A 20,875-nucleotide genomic window follows, 5' to 3' on the forward strand; every position below is an offset into this window, starting at 1 on the left:
CGGCCGCTCAGCGCCCGCTGAATCCTAGAGCAGGTCGTATTCGATGAAACCGGTACAGCGGGCGACACGGTCGTAGAGCTTGCGCGCCGTGGCGTTGGTCTCGTGGGTCATCCAGTAGACATTGGTGACACCGATCTTCGCCGCCTCCTGCCTGACCGCCTCGATCAGGGCGGCACCGACGCCCTTGCCGCGCGATGCCGGGTCGGCGAACAGATCCTGCAGGTAGCAGTTGTTGGCCTCGGACCAGCCCGAGCGGTGATAGAGGTAATGCGTCAACCCGACCGCCTTGCCGTCGACGATGGCGATCAGCCCCTTGGGCTCGAACTCGCCTGCAGTGAACAGGCGCTTCCAGGCGAGCTCGTAGATATTCTCGGGAAGCACCGTGTTGTAGAAATCGAGATAGGCGGTCCACAACCGGCGCCATTCGGCATGGTCGGCGAGCTGAAGCGGGCGAATGGCGATGTCGGTCATGGCTTTGCCTTCGGTGATTGGTTGATTGCGCGGCAAACTGCCCGAGCGGAGCTGCGCGGCCAACGGTCCACAGGACGGAAATGCGCTGGCCGAGTCTACGCGGGGTATACCCCCACCCCTAACCCCTCCCCACAAGGGGGAGGGGAACTAACAGGCACCCTTCGCACCACCACGATGGCCAGAGCTGGCCGGTCGTGGACAAGAATCCCCCTCCCCCTTGTGGGGAGGGGTTAGGGGTGGGGATACCTGCAACGCATGATCTTTCAGATCACCCCTGCCGTCTGGCCATGAACGCCAGGCGCTCGAACAGATGCACGTCCTGCTCGTTCTTGAGCAAAGCGCCGTGCAGCTTGGGCAGCGCGTTCTTGGGGTCGGCGCGCAGATCTTCCGGCGCCACATCGTCGGCGACGAGCAGGCGGATCCAGTCGAGCGCCTCGGAAGTCGACGGTTTCTTCTTGAGGCCGGCCACGTCGCGGATCTCGTAGAACTGGGTCAGTGCCGCGCGCACTAGGTTCTGCTTGATGCCGGGATAATGCACCTCGACGATCTTGTGCAGCGTGTCGACGTCGGGGAAGCGGATGTAGTGGAAGAAGCAGCGCCGCAGGAAGGCGTCGGGTAGTTCCTTCTCGTTGTTCGAGGTGATGATGACGATGGGGCGCACGTCGGCGCGGATCGTCTCGCCGGTCTCGTAAACGAAGAACTCCATGCGATCGAGTTCCTGCAACAGGTCGTTGGGGAATTCGATGTCGGCCTTGTCGATCTCGTCGATCAGCAGCACAACCTTCCTGCCGGCCGCAAAGGCGTCCCACAGCTTGCCGCGCTTGATGTAGTTCTTGATGTCGTTGAAGCGGCCGTCGCCGAGCTGACTGTCGCGCAGGCGCGAAACCGCATCGTATTCGTAGAGGCCCTGCTGCGCCTTGGTGGTCGACTTGACGTTCCATTCGATCATTTCGAGGCCGAGGCCGGCCGCAACCTGGCGCGCCAGCTCGGTCTTGCCGGTGCCGGGCTCGCCCTTGACCAGCAGCGGCCGCTCCAGCGCGATCGCCGCATTGACCGCCACCATCAGATCCTTGTCGGCGACATAGGCCGACGTACCTTCAAAACGCATGCGAATTCCTCGTAACTATCGCGGCGACCCTAAGGAGCAGAGCTAGTGCGCGCAAGCCTGATGGGAGCGGCAGTATTCTGCACCGCCGAGCGACTTCAGTGTCACGGCATGGATCCCCGGGTCTGCGCAGTTCGCTGCGCTCCTGCTCCGCCCGAGGATGACGAACGCATAGGCGTTGCCGCCAATCTCCGAGGTGGCGGTTGGCATTGGACCCTTCTCGTGCCAGTCCATGCCGTGATGTTGCGGCTTCAGCTACGGTCCAAACTCATCCTGCCCCCAAATATCGTTGCCTCAACGGCCCCATTGCCATGGCGCATCGCCGCCACAGCGCCTATATTGGTCTGGACGGTCTGCACTTCCCGGCAGGAGAGCATTTTCCCCGGGGCCTTAACGATCCTTAGGGAGCTGTCCCTGGGAAGACCCGTGGGTCTTTTCACACGGCGCCCACCTACTTTGTAGGTCTCCGGGATCGACTTCTCCACCGGTCGTGTGGATCGTCACCTCTCCTTTTGGGCAAACGATAGCTGCTTGCAGCCACTGTTGCCGATATGCGAAACACGGGCAACGAAACGAACCGGTTGCCCTCCCGCATGACTTCCCACCGCGAGATCAAGAAGCAGTTGCGCAAGGAAGCGCTGGCCCGTCGCGACAGGCTCGACGAGTTCTGGCGCATCGAGGCGTCGCTGGAGATGGCCGAGACCGCCCGCGACAACATCCAGTTCGAGCCCGGCACCATCGTTTCCGGCTTCTGGCCGATGCGCTCCGAGGTCGACGTGCGTCCGATGATGTTTGCCCTGCGTGAGCATGGCGCGCGGCTCTGCCTGCCGGCGATCCTCGACAAGCACACCATCGTCTTCCGCGAACTGGTGCGCGGCGCGCCGATGGTCGACATGGGCTTTGGCACCGTCGGACCGCATGAGGAGGCCGAGGTGCTCGACCCGCAGATCATGCTGGTGCCGCTGGCCGCCTTCGACGCGCGCGGCCACCGCATCGGCTATGGCGCGGGTTACTACGACCGGGCGATCTCCAAGCTGCAGGACAAGGGCATCGAGCCCAGGCTGATCGGCATCGCCTTCGACTGCCAGGAAGTCGAGCGTGTTCCCGACGAGAACCATGACGTCATCATCCCCGAAATACTGACCGAAAGCGGGTTGCGTCGCTTCGCCCCTGAATTGTAGATGATTTCATGAGACTTCTTTTTCTGGGCGACATGGTGGGCAAGGCGGGCCGTACGGCGGTGTGGGCGCAATTGCCCGGCCTGATCTCGGATTTCCGGCTCGATTTCGTCATCGTCAACGGCGAGAACGCCGCCGGCGGCTTCGGCATCACCGAGGAGATCTTCCGCGAAACCATCAATGCCGGCGCCGACGTCGTGACCACCGGCAACCATGTCTGGGACCAGCGCGAGGCACTGGCCTTTGCGCCGCGCGAGGACCGCTTCCTGCGCCCGGCGAATTTCCCCAAGGGCACGCCCGGCCGCGGCTCGGGGCTCTACATCGCCAAGAACGGCGCCCGCGTGCTGGTGTCCAACATCATGGGCCGGGTGTTCATGCACCCCGAGCTCGACGATCCGTTCCAGGCCGGCGAGCGCGAACTGGCCGCCTGCCCGCTCGGCGAGCAGGCCGACGCGGTGGTGATCGACTTCCATGCCGAGGCGACGAGCGAGAAGATGTGCTTCGCCCATTTCGTCGACGGCCGTGCCAGCCTCGTCGTCGGCACGCACACCCACCAGCCGACCGCCGACCACCAGATCCTCAACGGCGGCACCGCCTATCTGACCGACGCCGGCATGTGCGGGGACTACGATTCCTCGCTCGGCATGGACAAGGAGGAGCCGCTCAACCGATTCCTCTCCAAGGTGCCGAAAGGCAGGTTCGAGGCAGCCAACGGGCCGGCGACGATCTGCGGCGTCGGCATCGACATCTCCGACCGCACCGGCCTCGCCGAGCGGATCGCGCCGCTGCGCCGCGGCCCGCGGCTCGAAGAAACCGCGCCTTCCTTCTGGTCCTGACATTGACGAGGGGCCGGTGGATACTTACTTGCCCCAACACGTCAGCAAATGTTAGAGCGGCCTTTGCGCGGCCCGGTAGGCCGTGCAAAGGCCGCTCCAACACTTTTTAGTTGCGCATCGTGCTTTCCGAAAATCTATTCGATTTTCGGGTCGATGCAGCGAGAGCGGCCCCGCGGCCGCTCGATTGCCATTTAGAAGAACACGGGGACACTCTGATGATCGAATTCCTGGCGCCGTATTTCGCCTTCGTCAACGACCCCACCGCCTGGGTGGCGCTGTTGACCCTGATTGCGCTCGAGGTCGTGCTCGGCATCGACAACCTGATCTTCATCTCGATCCTGACCAACAAATTGCCGGAAGGCCAGCGCGCCAAGGCGCGGCGGCTGGGCATCGGCGCGGCGCTGATCATGCGCCTGGTGCTGCTTGCCACGATTTCCTTCATCGTTGCGCTGACAGCACCGGTGTTCACCGCCTTCGGCCACGGTTTCTCCTGGCGCGACCTGATCCTGATCGCCGGCGGCCTGTTCCTGGTCTGGAAGGCGACCAAGGAGATCCACCACTCGGTCGACCCCGAGGATCAAAAGGACGAAATGGTGTCGCGCACGCTGCAGCTTTCGATGGGCGCGGCGATCTTCCAGATCCTGCTGCTCGACCTGGTGTTCTCGATCGACTCGATCATCACCGCCGTCGGCATGACCGACGAGATCGGCATCATGTACATCGCCGTGATCGTGGCCGTGACGGTGATGCTGCTGGCGGCGACCCCGCTCGCCCAGTTCATCGAAAAGAACCCGACCATCGTCATGCTGGCGCTCGGCTTCCTCTTGATGATCGGCATGACGCTGATTGCCGACGGCTTCGGCTACCATGTTCCCAAGGGCTACATCTACGCCGCCATGGGCTTCTCGGCGCTGGTCGAGGGCCTCAACATGCTGCAGCGGAACCGCCGCAGGCAGCAACGCAGCGACGGCCACTGACGGACAACACAAACGGCGGGCCAAGTGCCCGCCGTTTTCGTTTCCGCGCCGATTTCAGGCCGCCGAATTCTGGGTTATCATCTGATTCTGGCGCCGCCCACGCCTCCCCCCTCCGCCGGGAAAGTACAGTTCGTGCAGGGTGTCTCGATTTCCGAGCCAACTGTTCGAGCGCTTGCATAAGGAGGGGTTGCGACGACTGCTCGCGATAGGAGGTTCGCCGGATGAAACTTTCCGCACCCATTCCCACGCTGAAGCGCAAGGCCAGGCTTCTCGCCAGGACCGGCCATATCCCGCTGCACCAGGCGCTCGACCGCATCGCGGCCGAAGAAGGCTTTGGCGCATGGAGCCTGCTCGCCGCCACATCAGCGGCCACCCGGCCGGCCGGCAAGCTGTTTGCGCGCCTCGCGCCCGGCGACCTGGTGCTGCTCGGCGCGCGGCCGGGCCAGGGCAAGACGCTGATGGGGCTCGAACTTGCCGTGGAGGCGATGAAGGGGGGCCAGCGCAGCACCTTCTTCACGCTGGAATACACCGAGAGCGAAGTGCTCGACCGCTTTCGCTCCATCGGCGCCGACAGGGCGCAGTTCGGTGGCCTGTTCGAACTCGACAGTTCCGACACGATCAGCGCCGCCCATATCGCCAGGCGCATGGCCATGGCGCCACGCGGAACCGTGGTGGTGGTCGACTATCTGCAACTGCTCGACCAGAAGCGCGAGAACCCGGCATTGATGGATCAGGTTCAGGCGCTGAAGTCACTGGCGCGCGACAAGGGACTGATCGTCATCATGATCTCGCAGATCGACCGCACCTATGATCCGTCAGCGAAAGCGGTGCCGGACCTGGACGATGTCAGGCTGCCCAATCCGCTCGACCTCAAGCTGTTCGACAAGGCATGCTTCCTGAACCAGGGCGAGGTGCGGTTCCAGACAGTTTGACGAGATCGGGCGGCGAGCAATCGCCGTCGCCCGAGACGCTGTGGGCAGCGCTCACCAAGCGTCGGGTTCGCGCACCATGTGCACGATGTTGGCCGGGTTCATGATCCAGCCACCACGGAAGCTCTCGCCCAGCGGCTCGATCGGGTCGCACCGCACCGCACCGGCATCACCGAGTTGCTTGAGCGTGCCGGCGAAATCAGGCGTGAACAGCTCCAGCCAGACCTCGGCCTGGCTCATGGTCGGAGCCTCGTCGATCCAGAGCTGGTTCGGGCCGAGCTTGAAGCCGACCGCAGGCGCCTTCTCCGGAATGCCTTCGAGGCCGACAACGTCGCGATAGAAGGCGATCGTCGCCTCATACTGGTGGCTCGGCACCTTCATCGCGATGTTGATGCCGCCTTCGATTGTTGCACTCATGTTCCCGCTCCTCACTTGCGCTCGCTCGTCGTCGGCAGCTCGCCGCGCATCTCGGAGGGATAGAAGCCCTCGCGCAGGTTGATCCCGTATTCGAGCCACGCCTTCATCGCCGACAGCATCTCGGCCCAGCCCTCGCAATTGCCGTAGGACGCCTTGCGCCCGACTGCGTCCTCGACCCAGCCCGACTCGCCGATGGTGACGAAGGTCGATCCGTCCTCGAGCACTTCGAAGCCCATCTCGATCCTCGTCTTGTAGGCGGGCTGGCCCTCGGAAACTTCGGCATCCCAGCGCAGCACGATGCGCTTGTCCTGTTCGATTTCCTCGACCTCGACCGGCACCGAGCCCCACCAGGTGACCGTGGTGCCTGCGACCAGCGGCGCGCTGGCGCCGCGGATGGTGGTGAAATAGGCGCTGAGCTTCGTCGGGTTGACGACCGCGTCGAACACCTCATGGACTGGCTTGGCTATCCGGCCCGAAACCTTGAATCCAAGGGACATTGTGATCTCCTCTGCTTGCACTTCGCGATAATGTGTTATAAAAACATAACATGTCAATCGATTCGAAAGATGACAATGTTTTCAAAGCCCTGGCTCATCCGCGCCGGCGCTTGATGCTCGATTGTCTGAAGGATGGCCCGCTCACCACGGGCGCCATGTGCGAACGCTTCGACGACATGGACCGCTGCACGGTGATGCAGCACCTGAAGGTTCTGGAGGAGGCAGATCTGGTGGTCGCCCGGCGTGAGGGGCGCGAGCGCTGGAACCACCTCAACTCGCTGCCGATCAAGCAGATTCACGACCGCTGGATCAGTGAATATGCCAGCCATGCGATGAGCATTCTCGACCGGCTGAAGCTCGACCTGGAAGGCTGAGCGGACCTCAGCTATTGCAGCTTAGGCGACCTTCGTCTTGCGCGCCTCGATGGCGGCGCCATGCTCCTTGCCCCAGTTGGCAAGTGGAACGAGAGCATCGTCGAGCGACTGGCCAAGCGGCGTAGCCGAATACTCGACCCTTGGCGGCACCTCGTGGAACACCTCGCGGTGAACAAGGCCATCGGCCTCCATCTCGCGCAACTGCTGGATCAGCATCTTCTCGCTGATGTCGGGGACCAGCCGCTTCAACTCACCGAAGCGGCGCGGCTCGGTGTGCACCAGCCACAGGATCAGCGCCTTCCATTTGCCGCCGATGACCTGGAAGGCGGGACCGAGGCCACAACTTTCTGGCTGCATCTTTGCCATGGAATTCCTCAATTCTTACTTTGAAGTCAGTACCTTACAAAATTGTAGGTACTTGCTGAAACGAAAGCAATGCATAGCTTCTGAGGCACGCCGCGAATGGATCGCGGCCCAAATTCAAAAGGGACGTGAAATGGAACCTGTGCTCTTCTACGGCGTGCCCCACGGCTGCTCCTTCGGCTCGATCGTGGCACTCGAATGGCTCGGCCAGCCCTACCGCCTGCACCGCATCGACATGCTCTCGAAACGCTCCGACAGCTTCGCCACGGTGAGCCCGCTGGGACAGACACCGGCGATGATCACCAAGGACGGCAAACCGCTGACCGAGAGCCTGGCGATCCTGCACAGCATCGCCGCGCGCGGCCTCGACAAGGGGCTGGGCTTCGCCCAGGGCACCAAGAAGTTCGACGAACTCAACTGGATGCTCTCCTACCTGCACACGACCCTGCATTCGGCCCTCGGCTACGGCTGGAATGCCTACAAGCTGGAGGAGGACGACCATGCCGGCAAGGCGTTCCTGCGCCGTCTCGCCCGTGAAAAATCGGCCGAAGCCTATGGCTATCTGCAGGGTGTGCTCGAAGGCCGGGAGTGGCTGGTCGGCGACGCGAAGACCGTGGGCGACGCCTATTTCATCGGCATCGCCCGCTGGGGCGAGGACCTCGGCCTGTTCGATATCGCCAGGGAGTTCCCCGGCATCCACAAGCACATGGCCAGGCTCGAAGCCGATCCGGCGGTCATCTTCGCCCACGCTATCGAGGACGAGACGCCGCACACATCGTCCGGCGGCTTTCGCGGACAACTGACCGTGCAGGAACTGGACACACGACTGGCCGCCTGACCGCCTTGCAGACGCTCCCCCGTGGATTTCATGGGGGAGCGTGCTTGCCCGAAACGAGCATCGCAGCCGGCACCGCAGAAAGCCTGGCGAAACTGCTTCGATATTCGATATTCCTGATATGCGTTAAGGCGTTTTGAACCCCTTGCTGCAACCATAGGCATCAAGGGACGTCTGCAACACGTATTTAGGGTCCGATGTCTGTAACTGAGGCCAAAAGCCGGCTCGCCGCACCGAACGCGGCGCAGCGGATACCCGGCATATTGATCGTCGGTGGCGTTATATTCGCCGCCGCCCTGTTTGGGATCCTTACCCGCCCGGTAGGCTTTCTCGCCAGTTTCTGGCCGGCCAACGCCATTCTGCTCGGTATGATGGTGCGTAATCCGCGCTATGCCGGCCCGGCCGGCTGGGCGGCGGCCTTCGTCGGCTACGTCGCAGCGGACTTTCTGACCGGTGGCGGCTGGTATGTCACGGCGTGGCTGACCGCAGCAAACATGGTTTCCGCCATCACGGGCTATATGCTGTTCCGCCTCGTCAGCGAGAACGACAGGAAGCTGCAGCACCCTGTCTCCGTCCTCTATCTCTTCGGCATCTGCTGCATGGCAGCGGTGGCCGCCGCATTTGCGGGCGGCGGTGCAGTTGGCCTGTTGTTCGACCGCACCTTCGCGGTCGGGTTCAAGCTGTGGTTCGTCACCGAATTGGTCAACACCCTGGTGATCCTGCCGGCGATACTGACATTTCCCGGGGTTCGGTCGCTGTCCGTACGCTGGCCGCCTTCCGACGGCCTGTCGCTGGAAACCATGCTGCGGGGCGCCCCATGTCTTGCCCTCATCCTGTCCGTCGCTGGAGGCGTGCTGATCGGCGGTCCAGGGGCACTGGCCTTTCCGATCCCGGCCCTGTTGTGGTGCGCGCTCACCTACAGCCTGTTCACCACCTCCGTGATGACCCTGCTGTTGTGCATCTGGCTGCTGATCTCGATACCCGCCGGTCTCGTCGATCTCGCAGCACCGGCGGACCCCATCCGCTCGCTCGACTCGATCCGCCTCGGCATCGCGCTGATGGCGCTGGGGCCGCTGACGGTGGCGAGCATCAACACCGGACGCCGGGAGTTGATCGCCAGGCTCCAGCACATCGCCAACTACGATGCGCTGACCGGGGCGCTCTCACGCGGCGCCTTCTTCGAGCGCGGACAGGCGCGGCTGGACGAACTCATCCAGGGCCACGGCAACATCGCCGTGCTGATGATCGACCTCGACCACTTCAAGCGTGTCAACGACGAGTACGGCCACGGTGTCGGCGACGCTGCGCTGAAAGCCTTCTTCCCGCAGGCGTCGAAGCACCTGCGCGCGGCTGACCTGATCGGACGGCTGGGCGGGGAGGAATTTGCCGTGCTGATGCCCTTGGCCGACATGATCGAGGCGACGGCGCTGGCCGAGCGCATACGGCTTGCGGTCGAGGCCACCGAAGTGGCACTGCCCTCCGGCGAAGCGCTGAAATTCACGGTGAGCATCGGCGTCTCGGCGCACAAGGCAGATGCCTCAACATCCATCGACGCGATGCTGGCGGCCGCCGACCAGGCGCTCTACGAAGCCAAGGCAGGCGGCCGCAACCAGGTCCGCGTCCGCAGCTGACAAGCCTTCAGATGCCTTCGAGAACGATGATCGTTGGCCGCGCGGGCAGCGATCTGAGCGACACCTTGAGCGAGCGGCTGGGGCGGAACTCGACGGCGAAACCGTCGCCCATCATGCCGGTGAACTCGGCCATTGGCGTCGCATGCCGGTGCATTGGCAGGATCATCGAGGAGTAGAGCCGCGTGGTGATCTCGGTCATCGCGTCGATCGACAGCGTCATGCCGCCGTCGATCGGCACCATCACCACGTCGAGCCGGCCGATGGCGCCGTAATGTGCGTCCTCCAGCCGGTGGTGCAGATGGCCGAGATGGCCGATGCACAGACCGGCAACCTCGAAGATGAAGATCGAATTGCCGTTGGCCTCCATCTCGCCGAAGCGCCTGATGTCGGTCGGCACGTTGCGGACATACACATCATCCACCACCAGCGCATGCCTGGCCGGCCCGCCATCGGGGTTCCACCCGCGCAGCACGTGGTCGATGCCCTTGTCGGGGAAGTCAGTGTAATGTGTGCGGTGCGCCTTGTTCATGGTGACGATGCGCGGCAGCGGGTTGGAGCCGTAGAGGCCGCTATAGTCGGTGGCGATGCGCACGCCACCCGGCGTCTCGATGACATAGGTCGAGTGGCCGGCATAGGTGATGGTGACGTCGCCATCGATGAAGGCCTGCGCCGGGGTGAAGCTGGCGTAGGTGGCCTTGGGCAGGGCCTCGGCGATGGCCATGCATCTGCTCGGCACCGGGTCTTCGGCGGCAGCGGCAGGCCGAGCCAGCGCAAACAGGGCGACAAGGCAGGCAGCGAACAGGCGGACGGGCATGGCGCTCTCGTGCGTTCGGGGCGTGGCCGCACTATCTCAGCCGAGGCAAGCGGCGCGTAGTCACGTTTTCGCGAGTGCCTGAAAGCCCGAAACTCTGGACGTATTGAGCCGATTTATCTATAAGGCGGCCCATTCAAACACTGCCGAAGCGACAAACAGGGGTCCCATGGCCGGCCATTCACAGTTCAAGAACATCATGCACCGCAAGGGCCGCCAGGATGCGGTGCGGTCCAAGATGTTCTCCAAGCTCGCGCGCGAAATCACCGTTGCCGCAAAGACCGGCGTGCCCGACGCGACAATGAACCCGCGCCTGCGCCTGGCGGTACAGAACGCCAAGGCCGTGTCGATGCCCAAGGACAACATCGCGCGCGCCATCTCCAAGGCCTCGATGGGCGACGCCGAGAACTACGAAGAAGTGCGCTACGAAGGCTACGGCCCGGGTGGCGTGGCCCTCATCGTCGAGGCGCTGACCGACAACCGCAACCGCACCGCCTCCAACGTGCGTGCCGCCTTCACCAAGTCCGGCGGTGCGATGGGCGAAACCGGCTCGGTCTCGTTCATGTGGGACCGCGTCGGCGAGATCGTCTATGCCGCCAAGGCCGGCGACGCCGACAAGGTCATGGACGCCGCGATCGAGGCCGGCGCCGATGATGTGCAGTCCGACGAGGACGGCCACACCATCACCTGCGCTTTCGAAAACCTCGGCGAAGTGTCCAAGGCGCTGGAAAGCTCGCTCGGCGACGCCGAGTCGGTGAAGATCATCTGGAAGCCGCAGAACAACATCCCTGTCGACGAAGAGCGGGCCCAGTCGCTGATGAAGCTGGTCGGCACGCTGGAAGACGACGACGACGTGCAGAACGTCTACGCCAACTTCGAAGTCGACGAAGCAACGCTCGCCAAGCTCAGCGCGGCGTAAGCAACAATGTAAACAATATAATTGGCGCCTTTCGGAGAATGCCGAAGGGCGCCAATTGCGTTTCAGAATTGGATGGTTAAGCCTCATTTTCGGTGAGGGGGACTATCCAGATGACAAGTACCGAGGGCGCTCCAGCCCGAGCGGGTTTCTGGCGGCGCGTAGGCGCGTTGCTGATCGACTCCATCGTTGCCGCCATACTGCTGGTACCAATACAAGTTTTGATAGCCGTCTTGTTTCTGCAGACCAATGGCGCAGTACAGGGCAATCTTGGATTGACTTTCCTTAGCTGCGAGCCGGTGAACCAGCTTCCACAGACGCTTGAGCCATCATCCCCCGCCGATTTTACATTGAGTGTGGATTGCACTGCGTCGTTTTTTGGGCTCAACGCCTGGCGAGCCCTGACGGTAGTCAAAAGCGGCCAGGGCGACGGCACGACATCCATGTCTTCCTGGCACTATTCACTTGGACCGGATGGTCGCCAGGTCGACGCATTCGATGTGAGTTGGGTCGGAGCCCTAGTGTTTCTTGCCTATCTCGTTCTGATGGAAACTCGGCGAGGTGCCACGATTGGCAAGCAGGCGCTCAACATCCGGACGGTAGATGTCCAATCGACATCAACTGTTGGCATACCGTTGCGAAAGGCAGTTACCCGCCAGTTGGCAATGATGATCGGTGTCATCCCCGCATTCATCGCAGCGTTCTGGTGGGAGAACTCGTTGTTCGTTGATGGTGCAGATGTTTCTGAAATGCTGAGCGCAGGCTACATCGTGACGACCGCCATCACCAGTCTGATCCAGATCGCCTGGCTGATCTGGATCATCGTTTCGGTTTCCAAGAAGCGCGATCCGATCTATGACCGCATCGCTGGAACGAGCGTATTGAGGACACGATGACCCTTCCCCAGATCCGCATCACCTATTGCACCCAGTGCATGTGGCTTCTCCGCGCCGGCTGGATGGCGCAAGAACTGCTCTCGACCTTTGGCCAGGAACTCGGCGAAGTGACGCTGGTGCCGGGCACCGGTGGCATCTTCACCGTCACCTGCAACGGCGAACTGATCTGGGACCGCAAGCGCGACGGCGGTTTCCCCGACGCGGCCCAGCTCAAGCAGCTGGTGCGCGACATGATCGACCCCGAGCGCGACCTCGGCCATTCCGACCGCAAGGGCCATAAGGCAAAGGACCCGGCCTGAGCGGCCGCTGCGGAAATCGTGCAGGGCCCGCGACAGCGCCACAGATAAGTTCCATTTCCTGCGCAACCAGGGCATGGGACCGCACCGCACGGCACGCGCGTTGCCCGGAAAATCCACAGGAACGGAACAGCATTCATGACCACGAGACCGCGCATTGCAGTTCTCTTCGGCGGACGTTCCGCCGAACACGACGTTTCCATCATGTCCGCAAGCAATGTGGTCAAGGCGATCGACGCCTCCAGATATGAGGTCGTGCCGATCGGCGTCAGCCGCCAGGGCAAGTGGCTGCTGGCCGAACTCGACCGCGACGGCGCGCTGCCCAAGGCCGTGCCCGAGCGTGGCACCGAGGTGAGCCTTTTGCCCGGCGGCAAGGGCCGGCTGGTTGCCGTTCCCGAAGGCGAGGCGCCGTTCGAGTTGCCCAGCATCGACGTGCTGTTTCCGGTGTTGCACGGCCCGTTCGGCGAGGATGGAACGGTGCAGGGCCTGGCCGAAGTCGCCGGCGTGCCTTATGTCGGCTGCGGCGTGCTCGGATCCGCCAACGCGATGGACAAGGACGCGGCCAAGCGGCTGCTGAAGGAGGCCGGCGTACCGGTGGCGCGGGGAATTGCCGTGCATGCCGGAGAGCAGCCGGAATTCGACGCGGTGGCCGCCGCACTTGGCCTGCCGGTTTTCGTCAAGCCGGCACGCCAGGGTTCGTCTGTCGGCGTCAGCAAGGCAGGTACCGCCGAGCAGTTGAAGGCGGCTTTGGACGAAGCGTTCAAGCACGACCGCAAGGTGCTGATCGAGGAGTTCGTCGACGGCCGCGAGATCGAGTTCGGTGTGCTTGAAAACCTCGACGGTTCGCTGACCGTTTCGCTGCCGGGCGAGATCGCGCCAGCCGCCAGCCACGGTTTCTATACCTATGAGGCAAAGTACATCGATGCCGACGGCGCGGCCTTGCGCATACCGGCTGAGCTTCCCGAAGCAGCGACGCGGCAGCTTCAGGACATGTCGCGAAAAGGGTTTCTCGCGCTCGGCTGCGAGGGCATGGCCCGGGTCGACTTCTTCGTCCGCGCCGACGGCTCGGCGCTGATCAACGAGATCAACACCATCCCCGGCTTCACCAACATCAGCATGTACCCCAAGACGCTCGGAGCCAGCGGCATTGCCTATCCCGACCTCGTCGGCCGGCTGATCGAGCATGCCATCGACCGCGCCAGACGCCAGGCGTGATTGCGGGCCGACCGGGAGGATGATCCTCCGGCTGGCCCCGCAAATTCATCCGCGGGCGGCCGAGAAGGCCATGGCAAAGGACGCCAGCGAGGCCAGGCAGGCGACCGTGCGGACGTGGTTCCACGGCAGCCATTCGGCGAGATAGCGCGCCCATAGCGCAGCACCCTCGGCGCTAGCCGGGTCGGTAGCGGCGAGTGCGTCGTTGAGCGGCACGTTGAAGACCATCGTCACCAGGAAGCAGCCCAGGAGATAGGCGAGGCTGCCAGCGAGCAACCAGGCCGAACCGGCCTCGCTCCAGCCGAGGACCGCCTTGGCGGCAAGCGCCAGCGATATCGCCACCATACCCATGAACACCGTCATGAAAAACGGGTTGATGATGGTGAGGTTGACCTGTTGCATGGCGGCAATGCCATGGGCGGCGGGCAGCCGCGCCAGCGATGCCATGATGGTGTTCGAGAAAATGAAGAACAGGCCGGCGGCGATGCCGCTGCCGAGCACGGCGGCGAAGGTGAGCGCCGAAAACAGCATGCCGGTCATTTCGCGCCTCCCCAGATACCGGTTGCTGCGACCGCGCTGGCATAGTCGCGGAAATCGCGCGCCGGGCGGCCAAGCGCCCGCTCGACGCCATCGGTAAGATATTCGTTGCGGCCATCCAGCACTTCGGTGAACAGCATCATCAGGAGATCGATGAGACCCTGGGGCAATTGCTGTTCGGCAAGGCGTGCAGCGAACTGCTCGGTGGTCAGCTCGACGAAACGGATTTCGCGGCCGGCCGCCTCGGCAATGTCTGCAACGGCCTCGGCAAAGGTCATGAAGCGCGGGCCGGTGAGTTCGTAAAACTGGCCGATATGGCGGTTGTCGGTGAAGGCAGCGACGGCCGCATCTGCGATGTCGTCGGCATCAACGAAGGGTTCACGGACTGCCCCCACCGGCAAGGCCACCTCGCCCGCCAGCACCGCATCGAGCATGAAACTCTCACTGAAATTCTGCATGAACCAGCTGCAGCGCAGGATCGTCCATTCGGCGCCGGACTGCTTGACCATTTCCTCCGCCCGCTGTGCCTCGGGCTCGCCGCGGCCGGACAGGAGTACGAGGCGCTTGACCCCCATGGCGACGGCAAGCTCGGCGAACGTGCCAACAGCCTCTGAGGCTCCCGGCGCCGCGAGGTCGGGATAGTAGGACACGTAGACCGCGCCGACGCCCTCGAGCGCGCCGGCCCAGGTGGCGCGGTTTTCCCAATCGAAGGACGGAGTACTGCCACGCGAACCGATGCGGACGGGCAGGTCGCGCGCGACAAGCTGTTCTGCGATGCGGCGGCCGGTCTTGCCGGTGCCGCCAAGGATCAGAATGGGCTTCATGCTTTGCTGGGTTACAGTCATTTTGGCCTCCTTCTCTAACGTGAGCAATGCTCACATTTGCAAATGTGATAAACCCTCATATTATGGAGGTCAAGCGGATTCGTTGCGGGCAAAAGAACATGGAAGCGATTGAGGACAACTCAGGCCAGGCCCTGCGGCGCGCGCCGAGCCAGAAGCGCAGCCAGGAGCGCGTCGAGCGCATGCTGCAAGCGGCACGCGCGCTGATCTCGGAAGGCGGCAGCGACGCCATGCGGATGGGGGAAGTGGCCGAACGCGCCAGCGTATCGATCGGCTCGCTTTACCAGTATTTTCCCGACAAGGGCGCAATCATCCGCACCCTGGCCGAACGCTACAACGCCGAAGGCCGCGCCTGCATCGCCGACGGCCTTGCCGGAGTGCGCGACATGAAGGGCCTGATCGAAGCATTCGGCGGGCTGATCGACGTCTATTACGGCATCTTCCTGGCCGAGCCGGTGATGCGCGACATCTGGTCGGGAACACAGGCCGACAAGGCGCTACGCGACATCGACATGCGCGACTCCAGGGCCAATGGCGCGCTTCTGGCCGAGGCGTGGCGGCGCGTCGCGCCCGCCGTCGATGCGGCCGAAATCGAGCGCAAGGCGTTCCTGATCATGTCGCTGGGGGAATCGGCGATGCGGCTCGCCATATCTGTCGAACGCGCCGAAGGCGATCTGCTGGTGGCCGACTACAAAACGATGGCACTGAGGGAGATCGCGGCGCTGTAGACGAGGTTCCCCTCCCCCTTGTGGGGAGGGGTACGGGTTGGGGGTAGTTCGCGCTCACCAATTCAGCCGGCAGACCGAGAAGAGGTGACATACCCCACCCTTTATACCTCCCCACAAGGGGGAGGGAGGGCGTCGACGCCGTGCCCGTCTTCATGCGCCTGCTGACTTGCACAACAAAAAAACCCGCCACGAGGGCGGGTTCTTGATAGCCGGCGATACAGGTCGGCTTAGATGCCGAGGCCTTCGTAGCGCTTCTTGAACTTCGACAGACGACCGCCGCGGTCGAGCAGGTTGTGCTGGCCGCCGGTCCAGGCCGGGTGCGTGGTAGGATCGATATCGAGGTTCATCGTATCGCCTTCCTTGCCCCAGGTGGAGCGGGTCATGTATTCGGTGCCATTGGTCATGACGATCTTGATGGCGTGGTAGTCGGGATGGATATCGGCTTTCATCGCTCTGTTCCTGCTGTCGCGGCGCGGCTTGCGCAGGTATCCTGCGGCGATGCGCCTCTTTCGAAAATTCGAAGCCACGGCTAGATAGGCCAAGGCTTCAGAAACGGTCGGCGTGCCTATACATCAGCCGATTTCGAATCACAAGGCCGCGCAGCCGGCAAATGGGCCGCGGCCGAGAGGGAAACATCATGGCGAACACGACAACGGCCGCCAACGAAGAGCGCCGGCGTTCGCTCCGCCCGTTGAATCGCCTGTCACCCTATCTTTATCGCTACCCCAGGCTTGTCGTCGGCGCCATCATTTCGCTGGTTGCCGCCGCCGTCACCACGCTGACCCTGCCGCTCGCCGTGCGCCGCATGATCGACCACGGTTTCTCCTCGGTCGATTCGACCTTCATCGCCCAGTATTTCGCCATGCTGGTGGCGATCGCGGCCCTGCTCGCGCTGGCCTCAGCCTGCCGCTATTTTTTCGTCATCACGCTGGGCGAGCGCGTCGTCTCCGACATCCGCCGCGACGTCTTCACCCACGTCACCAGCCTGTCGCCGGCCTTCTTCGACACGGCAATGTCGGGCGAGATCGTCTCGCGGCTGACCGCCGACACCACCCAGATCAAGGCCGCCGTCGGGGCCACCGCCTCGGTCGCTCTGCGCAACCTCATCCTTTTCCTTGGCGCACTCGCCATGATGGTGGTGACCAGCCCAAAGCTTTCGGGCCTGGTGATCGCGGCGATCCCGCTGATCGTGTTGCCGCTCGTCGCCTTCGGCCGCTCGGTGCGGCGCAAGTCGCGCACGGCGCAGGATACGCTGGCCGACGCCACCGCCTTTGCCAGTGAGCAGATCGGAGCGATCCGCACGCTTCAGGCCTTCACCAACGAACGGCTGGTGACAGGCAAGTTTGCCGCCGCGGTTGAAACGGCCTTCAGCGCGGCCCGTGCCTCGGTGCTGGCGCGTTCGGTGCTGACCTTCTTTGCCATCTTCACCATCTTCGCCTCGGTCGTGGCGGTGCTGTGGTTCGGCTCGCGCGACGTCCTCGACGGCACGCTGTCGCCGGGCACGCTCGGCCAGTTCCTGCTCTATTCGGTCTTCGCCGCCGGCGCGCTGGGCAGCCTGTCGGAAGTGTGGGGCGAACTGAGTTCCGCTGCAGGTGCCGCCGAGCGCATCACCGAGATCCTGGCCGAAAAGCCAACCGTCGCCGCACCGGCCTCGCCTGTCGCCCTGCCCGCCAAGAGCACCGGCGCGATCGAATTCCGCGACGTAACCTTCTCCTACCCGGTCCGACCGGACCGCGCCGCCGTGCACGGGCTGAGCTTCGTCGTCAAGCCGGGTGAAACGGTCGCCATCGTCGGCCCTTCCGGTGCCGGCAAGAGCACCGTGTTTTCGCTTCTGCTGCGCTTCTACGACCCTGAGAACGGTTCCGTGCTGATCGACGGCGTCGACCTGCAAAAGGCCGATCCGCAGGCGGTGCGCGAGCGCATCGCCATCGTGCCCCAGGACGTGACGGTATTTGCCAGCACGGCAGCCGAGAATATCGGCTTCGGCCGGCCCGGCGCATCGCGTCCGGAGATCGAAGCCGCAGCCAAGGCGGCCCTGGCCGACGGTTTCATCGAAAAGCTGCAGGACGGCTATGAAACGCAAGTAGGCGAGCGTGGTGTGACGCTCTCGGGCGGCCAGCGCCAGCGCATCGCCATCGCCCGCGCCATCCTGCGCGACGCGCCGATCCTGCTGCTCGACGAGGCAACTTCGGCCCTCGACGCCGAGAGCGAAAAGCAGGTGCAGACGGCGCTCGAACACCTGATGCAGGGCCGCACCACCATCGTCATCGCCCACAGGCTGGCGACGGTGCTGAAGGCCGACCGCATCCTGGTCATGGATGGCGGCGCAATCGTCGAGGAAGGCACGCACCAGAGCCTGGTCGCCAAGGGCGGCATCTATGCCCGTCTCGCCAGGCTGCAGTTCCATGCCGGCGCCGGCGCTTTCCAGGGGGCGGCGGAGTAGTTCGGAAGCCCTTGGCGCTTCGCTCGTTCGCCGCGGAATAACGCCTCACAGGAAGGTCGCAATCTCCGACAATGGCCGCTTGTCCATTGCATGGGCCGGGATGGTGGCGCCTTCCTTGGGGTAGCCGACGACCATCAGGATGTAGGGCTTGTCGTGCGGATCGCGGCCGCAGATATGGTTGAGGAAACTCATCGGGTTGGGCGTGTGCGTGAGCGTGGCAAGCCCGGCACGGTGGAGTGCGGCGATCAGGAAGCCGGTGGCGATGCTGACCGATTCCGGCACGTAGTAGTTCTTGCGCGTGACGCCGTCGGCCGATCGGCTCCTGCGCTCTCCGAAGATGCAGATCAGCCACGGCGCCTCTTCCAGAAACGGCTTGGAGGCATCGGTGCCGAGCGGCGCCAGCGCCTTGAGCCACTCCTCGCCGGCGCGGCCTTCATAGAAAGCGCGCTCCTCGACCTCGGCCGCCTCGCGGATCTGGCGCTTGATCTCGGCATCGCCGATGACGGCGAAATGCCAGGGCTGGTGGTTGGCGCCATTGGGCGCGGTACCGGCCGCCATGATGCAGGTTTCAATGATGTCGCGCGGCACCGGCCGCGTCGAGAAATCCCGCACGGTGTGGCGTGTACGGATCTCGTCGTAGAACGCCTGGGCTCCGGCGCGCATCTCCTCGATCGGCTTCTCTTCGAAGTCGGGCAGCGGAACGGTGCGGTAGCTGTGGGCGGACTGAACGGTCATCGGGATGTTCTCATTGCTTGATCGTGTCGGTGGACATTCGGGAAAATGGCTGGTGTCGTCAATGGACCGTACCGTGCCAGCTTTTGGCGAAAGGCTCAGCCTCGAGCGACATGCCTTCCCGCATTCCTGCCTGAGAAAATGCAGCCGCCGAGGAAGGTGCCTTCCAGAGCATTGTAGCCGTGGTAGCCGCCGCCGCCGAAGCCGGCGACCTCGCCCGCAGCGTAAAGACCCGGAACGGGTTCGCCCGAGGCGTCGAGCACCTGGCCATCCAGATTGGTGTGCAGGCCGCCCAGCGTCTTGCGTGTCAGCATGTTGAGCCGCACGGCGATCAGCGGGCCGTTTGCAGGGTCGAGGATCTTGTGCGGCTTGGCCGTGCGCACCAGCCGGTCGCCAAGATATTTCCGCGCCCCATGGATGGCGGTGACCTGGGCGTCTTTGCAGAACGGATTGTCGATCTCGCGGTCGCGCGCCGCGATCTGGGCGTGGAGGCGGTCATGGTCGATCAGGCTGTTCCCGGCAAGCGCGTTCATGCCGGCAACGAGATCACGCAGGTTGTCGCGCACGACGAAATCCTCGCCATGCTGTTTGAAGGCTTCGACCGACGGCGGTGCGCCCTTGGCCCGGCGGCTCTTCAGCACCTCGATCCAGCGCCCGGAGGTCAAGTCAGGATTCTGCTCGGAGCCTGACAGCGCGAACTCCTTCTTGATGATCTTCTGGGTCAGGACGAACCATGAGTATTCGTGGCCGGTGGACAGGATGCGCCTGAGCGTGCCCAGCGTGTCGAAGCCGGGCAGGAACGGCGCCTCGAGCCGCTCGCCAAGCGCATCGAACCACATCGACGACGGCCCGGGCAGGATGCGGATGCCGTGGTTCGGCCAGATCGGGTTCCAGTTGGTCACACCCTCGGTGTAGTGCCACATGCGGTCACGGTTGATGACGGTGCCGCCGGCGGCTTCCGTGATGGCGATCATGCGGCCGTCGACGTGATGCGGCACGCCGGCCACCATCTTCTTCGGCGCAGGGCCGAGGCGCTCGGCGGGCCATGCCTTGCGCACGAGCTCATGATCGCCGCCGATGCCGCCTGATGTGACAATCACTGCGCCCGCGTGGAACTCGAACGCGCCGGCCACCGTGCGGCCGGATTGCCGGCCGCGGTCGACGGTGGAGGGTTCCAGGATTTCGCCGGAAACGCCGCTGACGGCCCCGCCCGTCTTGATGAGACGGCTCGCCCGGTGCCGGAACTTGAGCGCGATTCGGCCGGCGGCCGCGTGCTCGCGGACGCGGCGCAAAAATGGCGCCAGTACGCCAGGCCCGGTGCCCCAGGTGACATGGAAGCGCGGCACCGAATTGCCGTGGCCGTGGGCTGCCGCGCCGCCACGCTCGGCCCAGCCGACGACCGGAAACCAGCGCATGCCCTGCGCATGCAGCCAGGGCCGCATCTCGCCGGCCGCGAAATCGATGAAGGCTTCGGCCACCCTGCGCGGCCAGTGGTCTTCGGGTCGGTCGAACTGCGCCGAACCCAGCCAGTCCTGCAAGGCGAGTTCGCGGCTGTCCTTGATCCGCATCCAGCGCTGCTCGGGGCTGTCGACGAAAAACAGGCCACCGAGCGACCAGAACGCCTGGCCGCCGAGCGAGTTCTCGCCTTCCTGCTCGAGGATGATGACGCGCTTGCCGGCGTCGGCGAGTTCGGCCGCGGCGACAAGGCCGGCCAGCCCGCCGCCTATGACGATCGCATCCGCATGATCCGCCACCTGCCCCTCCCAAGGTCTTTGGTGTTGCGGGGAGTTTCGGGCAATGATTTTCAGGATCAAGCAGAAAGTCGCGGCGCAGATGTTCCGCTGCGGCA

General features: G+C 63.9%; 24 protein-coding genes and 1 other RNA gene. 14 read left to right on the forward strand and 11 right to left on the reverse strand.

Features of this window, described 5'->3' with window-relative positions; all coding sequences use genetic code 11:
• Nucleotides 1-24: 24 nt before the first annotated feature.
• Both GGQ99_RS11765 and GGQ99_RS11770 read right to left on the reverse strand, forming a co-directional pair.
• Nucleotides 25-471 carry a GNAT family N-acetyltransferase gene (locus GGQ99_RS11765; protein WP_183262683.1) on the reverse strand — a complete coding sequence of 149 codons (447 nt, stop codon included), beginning with the start codon at nt 469-471 and terminating at the stop codon, nt 25-27.
• 268 nt (nt 472-739) lie between these two features.
• The gene (locus tag GGQ99_RS11770) at nt 740-1,579 is read right to left on the reverse strand and encodes an AAA family ATPase (RefSeq protein WP_108606562.1); all 840 of its coding nucleotides are present in this window, start codon (nt 1,577-1,579) and stop codon (nt 740-742) included.
• 344 nt (nt 1,580-1,923) lie between these two features.
• Between GGQ99_RS11770 and ssrS the strand changes: the two genes are divergently transcribed.
• The 5 genes from ssrS (at nt 1,924) to GGQ99_RS11795 (ending at nt 5,499) form a co-directional block, all read left to right on the forward strand.
• Nucleotides 1,924-2,079: non-coding RNA, 6S RNA (gene ssrS, locus GGQ99_RS11775), on the forward strand.
• Nucleotides 2,080-2,169: 90 nt separating this feature from the next.
• Nucleotides 2,170-2,757: a 5-formyltetrahydrofolate cyclo-ligase gene (locus tag GGQ99_RS11780; RefSeq protein WP_183262684.1), complete on the forward strand. Its 588-nt coding sequence runs from the start codon at nt 2,170-2,172 to the stop codon at nt 2,755-2,757.
• A gap of 8 nt (nt 2,758-2,765) precedes the next feature.
• On the forward strand, nt 2,766-3,590 hold the full coding sequence (locus GGQ99_RS11785) for a TIGR00282 family metallophosphoesterase (RefSeq protein ID WP_183262685.1): 825 nt from the start codon (nt 2,766-2,768) through the stop codon (nt 3,588-3,590).
• 215 nt (nt 3,591-3,805) lie between these two features.
• Nucleotides 3,806-4,567, forward strand: a complete 762-nt coding sequence (locus tag GGQ99_RS11790) for a TerC family protein (protein ID WP_183262686.1) — start codon at nt 3,806-3,808, stop codon at nt 4,565-4,567.
• A 221-nt stretch (nt 4,568-4,788) separates the two neighbouring features.
• Complete coding sequence (locus GGQ99_RS11795) at nt 4,789-5,499, forward strand: DNA helicase (protein ID WP_183262687.1); 711 nt, start codon at nt 4,789-4,791, stop codon at nt 5,497-5,499.
• 51 nt (nt 5,500-5,550) lie between these two features.
• Here GGQ99_RS11795 and GGQ99_RS11800 read toward each other — a convergent pair whose 3' ends face one another.
• On the reverse strand, nt 5,551-5,913 hold the full coding sequence (locus GGQ99_RS11800; protein WP_183262688.1) for a VOC family protein: 363 nt from the start codon (nt 5,911-5,913) through the stop codon (nt 5,551-5,553).
• Between the two features lie 11 nt (nt 5,914-5,924).
• The gene (locus GGQ99_RS11805; protein WP_108606555.1) at nt 5,925-6,410 is read right to left on the reverse strand and encodes an SRPBCC domain-containing protein; all 486 of its coding nucleotides are present in this window, start codon (nt 6,408-6,410) and stop codon (nt 5,925-5,927) included.
• Nucleotides 6,411-6,460: 50 nt separating this feature from the next.
• Between GGQ99_RS11805 and GGQ99_RS11810 the strand changes: the two genes are divergently transcribed.
• The gene (locus tag GGQ99_RS11810; protein WP_108606554.1) at nt 6,461-6,784 is read left to right on the forward strand and encodes an ArsR/SmtB family transcription factor; all 324 of its coding nucleotides are present in this window, start codon (nt 6,461-6,463) and stop codon (nt 6,782-6,784) included.
• A 21-nt stretch (nt 6,785-6,805) separates the two neighbouring features.
• Here GGQ99_RS11810 and GGQ99_RS11815 read toward each other — a convergent pair whose 3' ends face one another.
• Complete coding sequence (locus GGQ99_RS11815) at nt 6,806-7,150, reverse strand: winged helix-turn-helix transcriptional regulator (RefSeq protein WP_108606553.1); 345 nt, start codon at nt 7,148-7,150, stop codon at nt 6,806-6,808.
• 130 nt (nt 7,151-7,280) lie between these two features.
• Here GGQ99_RS11815 and GGQ99_RS11820 point away from each other — a divergent pair, with 130 nt between their 5' ends.
• Complete coding sequence (locus GGQ99_RS11820) at nt 7,281-7,985, forward strand: glutathione S-transferase family protein (RefSeq protein WP_183262689.1); 705 nt, start codon at nt 7,281-7,283, stop codon at nt 7,983-7,985.
• 194 nt (nt 7,986-8,179) lie between these two features.
• A complete protein-coding gene (locus tag GGQ99_RS11825; RefSeq protein ID WP_183262690.1) occupies nt 8,180-9,613 on the forward strand; it encodes a GGDEF domain-containing protein in 1,434 nt (477 codons plus the stop codon).
• A 7-nt stretch (nt 9,614-9,620) separates the two neighbouring features.
• Here the strand turns inward: GGQ99_RS11825 and GGQ99_RS11830 are convergent, their stop codons facing one another.
• Entirely contained in the window at nt 9,621-10,427 is an 807-nt protein-coding gene (locus GGQ99_RS11830; protein WP_183262691.1) for an MBL fold metallo-hydrolase, read from the reverse strand.
• Between the two features lie 166 nt (nt 10,428-10,593).
• Between GGQ99_RS11830 and GGQ99_RS11835 the strand changes: the two genes are divergently transcribed.
• The 4 genes from GGQ99_RS11835 to GGQ99_RS11850 all read left to right on the forward strand — a co-directional run bounded on the left by GGQ99_RS11835 (nt 10,594) and on the right by GGQ99_RS11850 (nt 13,747).
• Nucleotides 10,594-11,343, forward strand: coding sequence for a YebC/PmpR family DNA-binding transcriptional regulator (locus GGQ99_RS11835; protein ID WP_108606549.1), 750 nt, complete (start codon nt 10,594-10,596; stop codon nt 11,341-11,343).
• Nucleotides 11,344-11,453: 110 nt separating this feature from the next.
• On the forward strand, nt 11,454-12,236 hold the full coding sequence (locus tag GGQ99_RS11840; RefSeq protein WP_183262692.1) for an RDD family protein: 783 nt from the start codon (nt 11,454-11,456) through the stop codon (nt 12,234-12,236).
• Nucleotides 12,233-12,535, forward strand: a complete 303-nt coding sequence (locus GGQ99_RS11845) for an Rdx family protein (RefSeq protein ID WP_183262693.1) — start codon at nt 12,233-12,235, stop codon at nt 12,533-12,535. The genes GGQ99_RS11840 and GGQ99_RS11845 overlap by 4 nt, the downstream gene beginning before the upstream one ends.
• A gap of 135 nt (nt 12,536-12,670) precedes the next feature.
• A complete protein-coding gene (locus GGQ99_RS11850; RefSeq protein WP_183262694.1) occupies nt 12,671-13,747 on the forward strand; it encodes a D-alanine--D-alanine ligase family protein in 1,077 nt (358 codons plus the stop codon).
• A 45-nt stretch (nt 13,748-13,792) separates the two neighbouring features.
• Here the strand turns inward: GGQ99_RS11850 and GGQ99_RS11855 are convergent, their stop codons facing one another.
• Nucleotides 13,793-14,284: an anthrone oxygenase family protein gene (locus GGQ99_RS11855; RefSeq protein ID WP_183262695.1), complete on the reverse strand. Its 492-nt coding sequence runs from the start codon at nt 14,282-14,284 to the stop codon at nt 13,793-13,795.
• A complete protein-coding gene (locus GGQ99_RS11860) occupies nt 14,281-15,126 on the reverse strand; it encodes an NAD(P)H-binding protein (RefSeq protein ID WP_183262696.1) in 846 nt (281 codons plus the stop codon). Before GGQ99_RS11860 ends, GGQ99_RS11855 begins: the two co-directional genes overlap by 4 nt.
• Nucleotides 15,127-15,224: 98 nt before the next feature.
• On the opposite strand from GGQ99_RS11860, the gene GGQ99_RS11865 reads away from it, so the two are divergent.
• Entirely contained in the window at nt 15,225-15,851 is a 627-nt protein-coding gene (locus tag GGQ99_RS11865) for a TetR/AcrR family transcriptional regulator (protein ID WP_183262697.1), read from the forward strand.
• Between the two features lie 227 nt (nt 15,852-16,078).
• Here the strand turns inward: GGQ99_RS11865 and rpmE are convergent, their stop codons facing one another.
• Nucleotides 16,079-16,300: a 50S ribosomal protein L31 gene (gene rpmE / locus GGQ99_RS11870; RefSeq protein WP_108609677.1), complete on the reverse strand. Its 222-nt coding sequence runs from the start codon at nt 16,298-16,300 to the stop codon at nt 16,079-16,081.
• 188 nt (nt 16,301-16,488) lie between these two features.
• On the opposite strand from rpmE, the gene GGQ99_RS11875 reads away from it, so the two are divergent.
• Complete coding sequence (locus tag GGQ99_RS11875; protein ID WP_183262698.1) at nt 16,489-18,294, forward strand: ABC transporter transmembrane domain-containing protein; 1,806 nt, start codon at nt 16,489-16,491, stop codon at nt 18,292-18,294.
• Between the two features lie 45 nt (nt 18,295-18,339).
• On the opposite strand, the gene GGQ99_RS11880 is transcribed toward GGQ99_RS11875, so the two are convergent.
• Nucleotides 18,340-19,029, reverse strand: coding sequence for a nitroreductase family protein (locus GGQ99_RS11880; protein ID WP_183262699.1), 690 nt, complete (start codon nt 19,027-19,029; stop codon nt 18,340-18,342).
• Between the two features lie 95 nt (nt 19,030-19,124).
• The gene (locus GGQ99_RS11885; RefSeq protein WP_183262700.1) at nt 19,125-20,780 is read right to left on the reverse strand and encodes an FAD-binding dehydrogenase; all 1,656 of its coding nucleotides are present in this window, start codon (nt 20,778-20,780) and stop codon (nt 19,125-19,127) included.
• Nucleotides 20,781-20,875 lie beyond the last annotated feature (95 nt).

The organism is Aminobacter niigataensis, from assembly GCF_014200015.1.
Taxonomy (GTDB): domain Bacteria; phylum Pseudomonadota; class Alphaproteobacteria; order Rhizobiales; family Rhizobiaceae; genus Aminobacter; species Aminobacter niigataensis.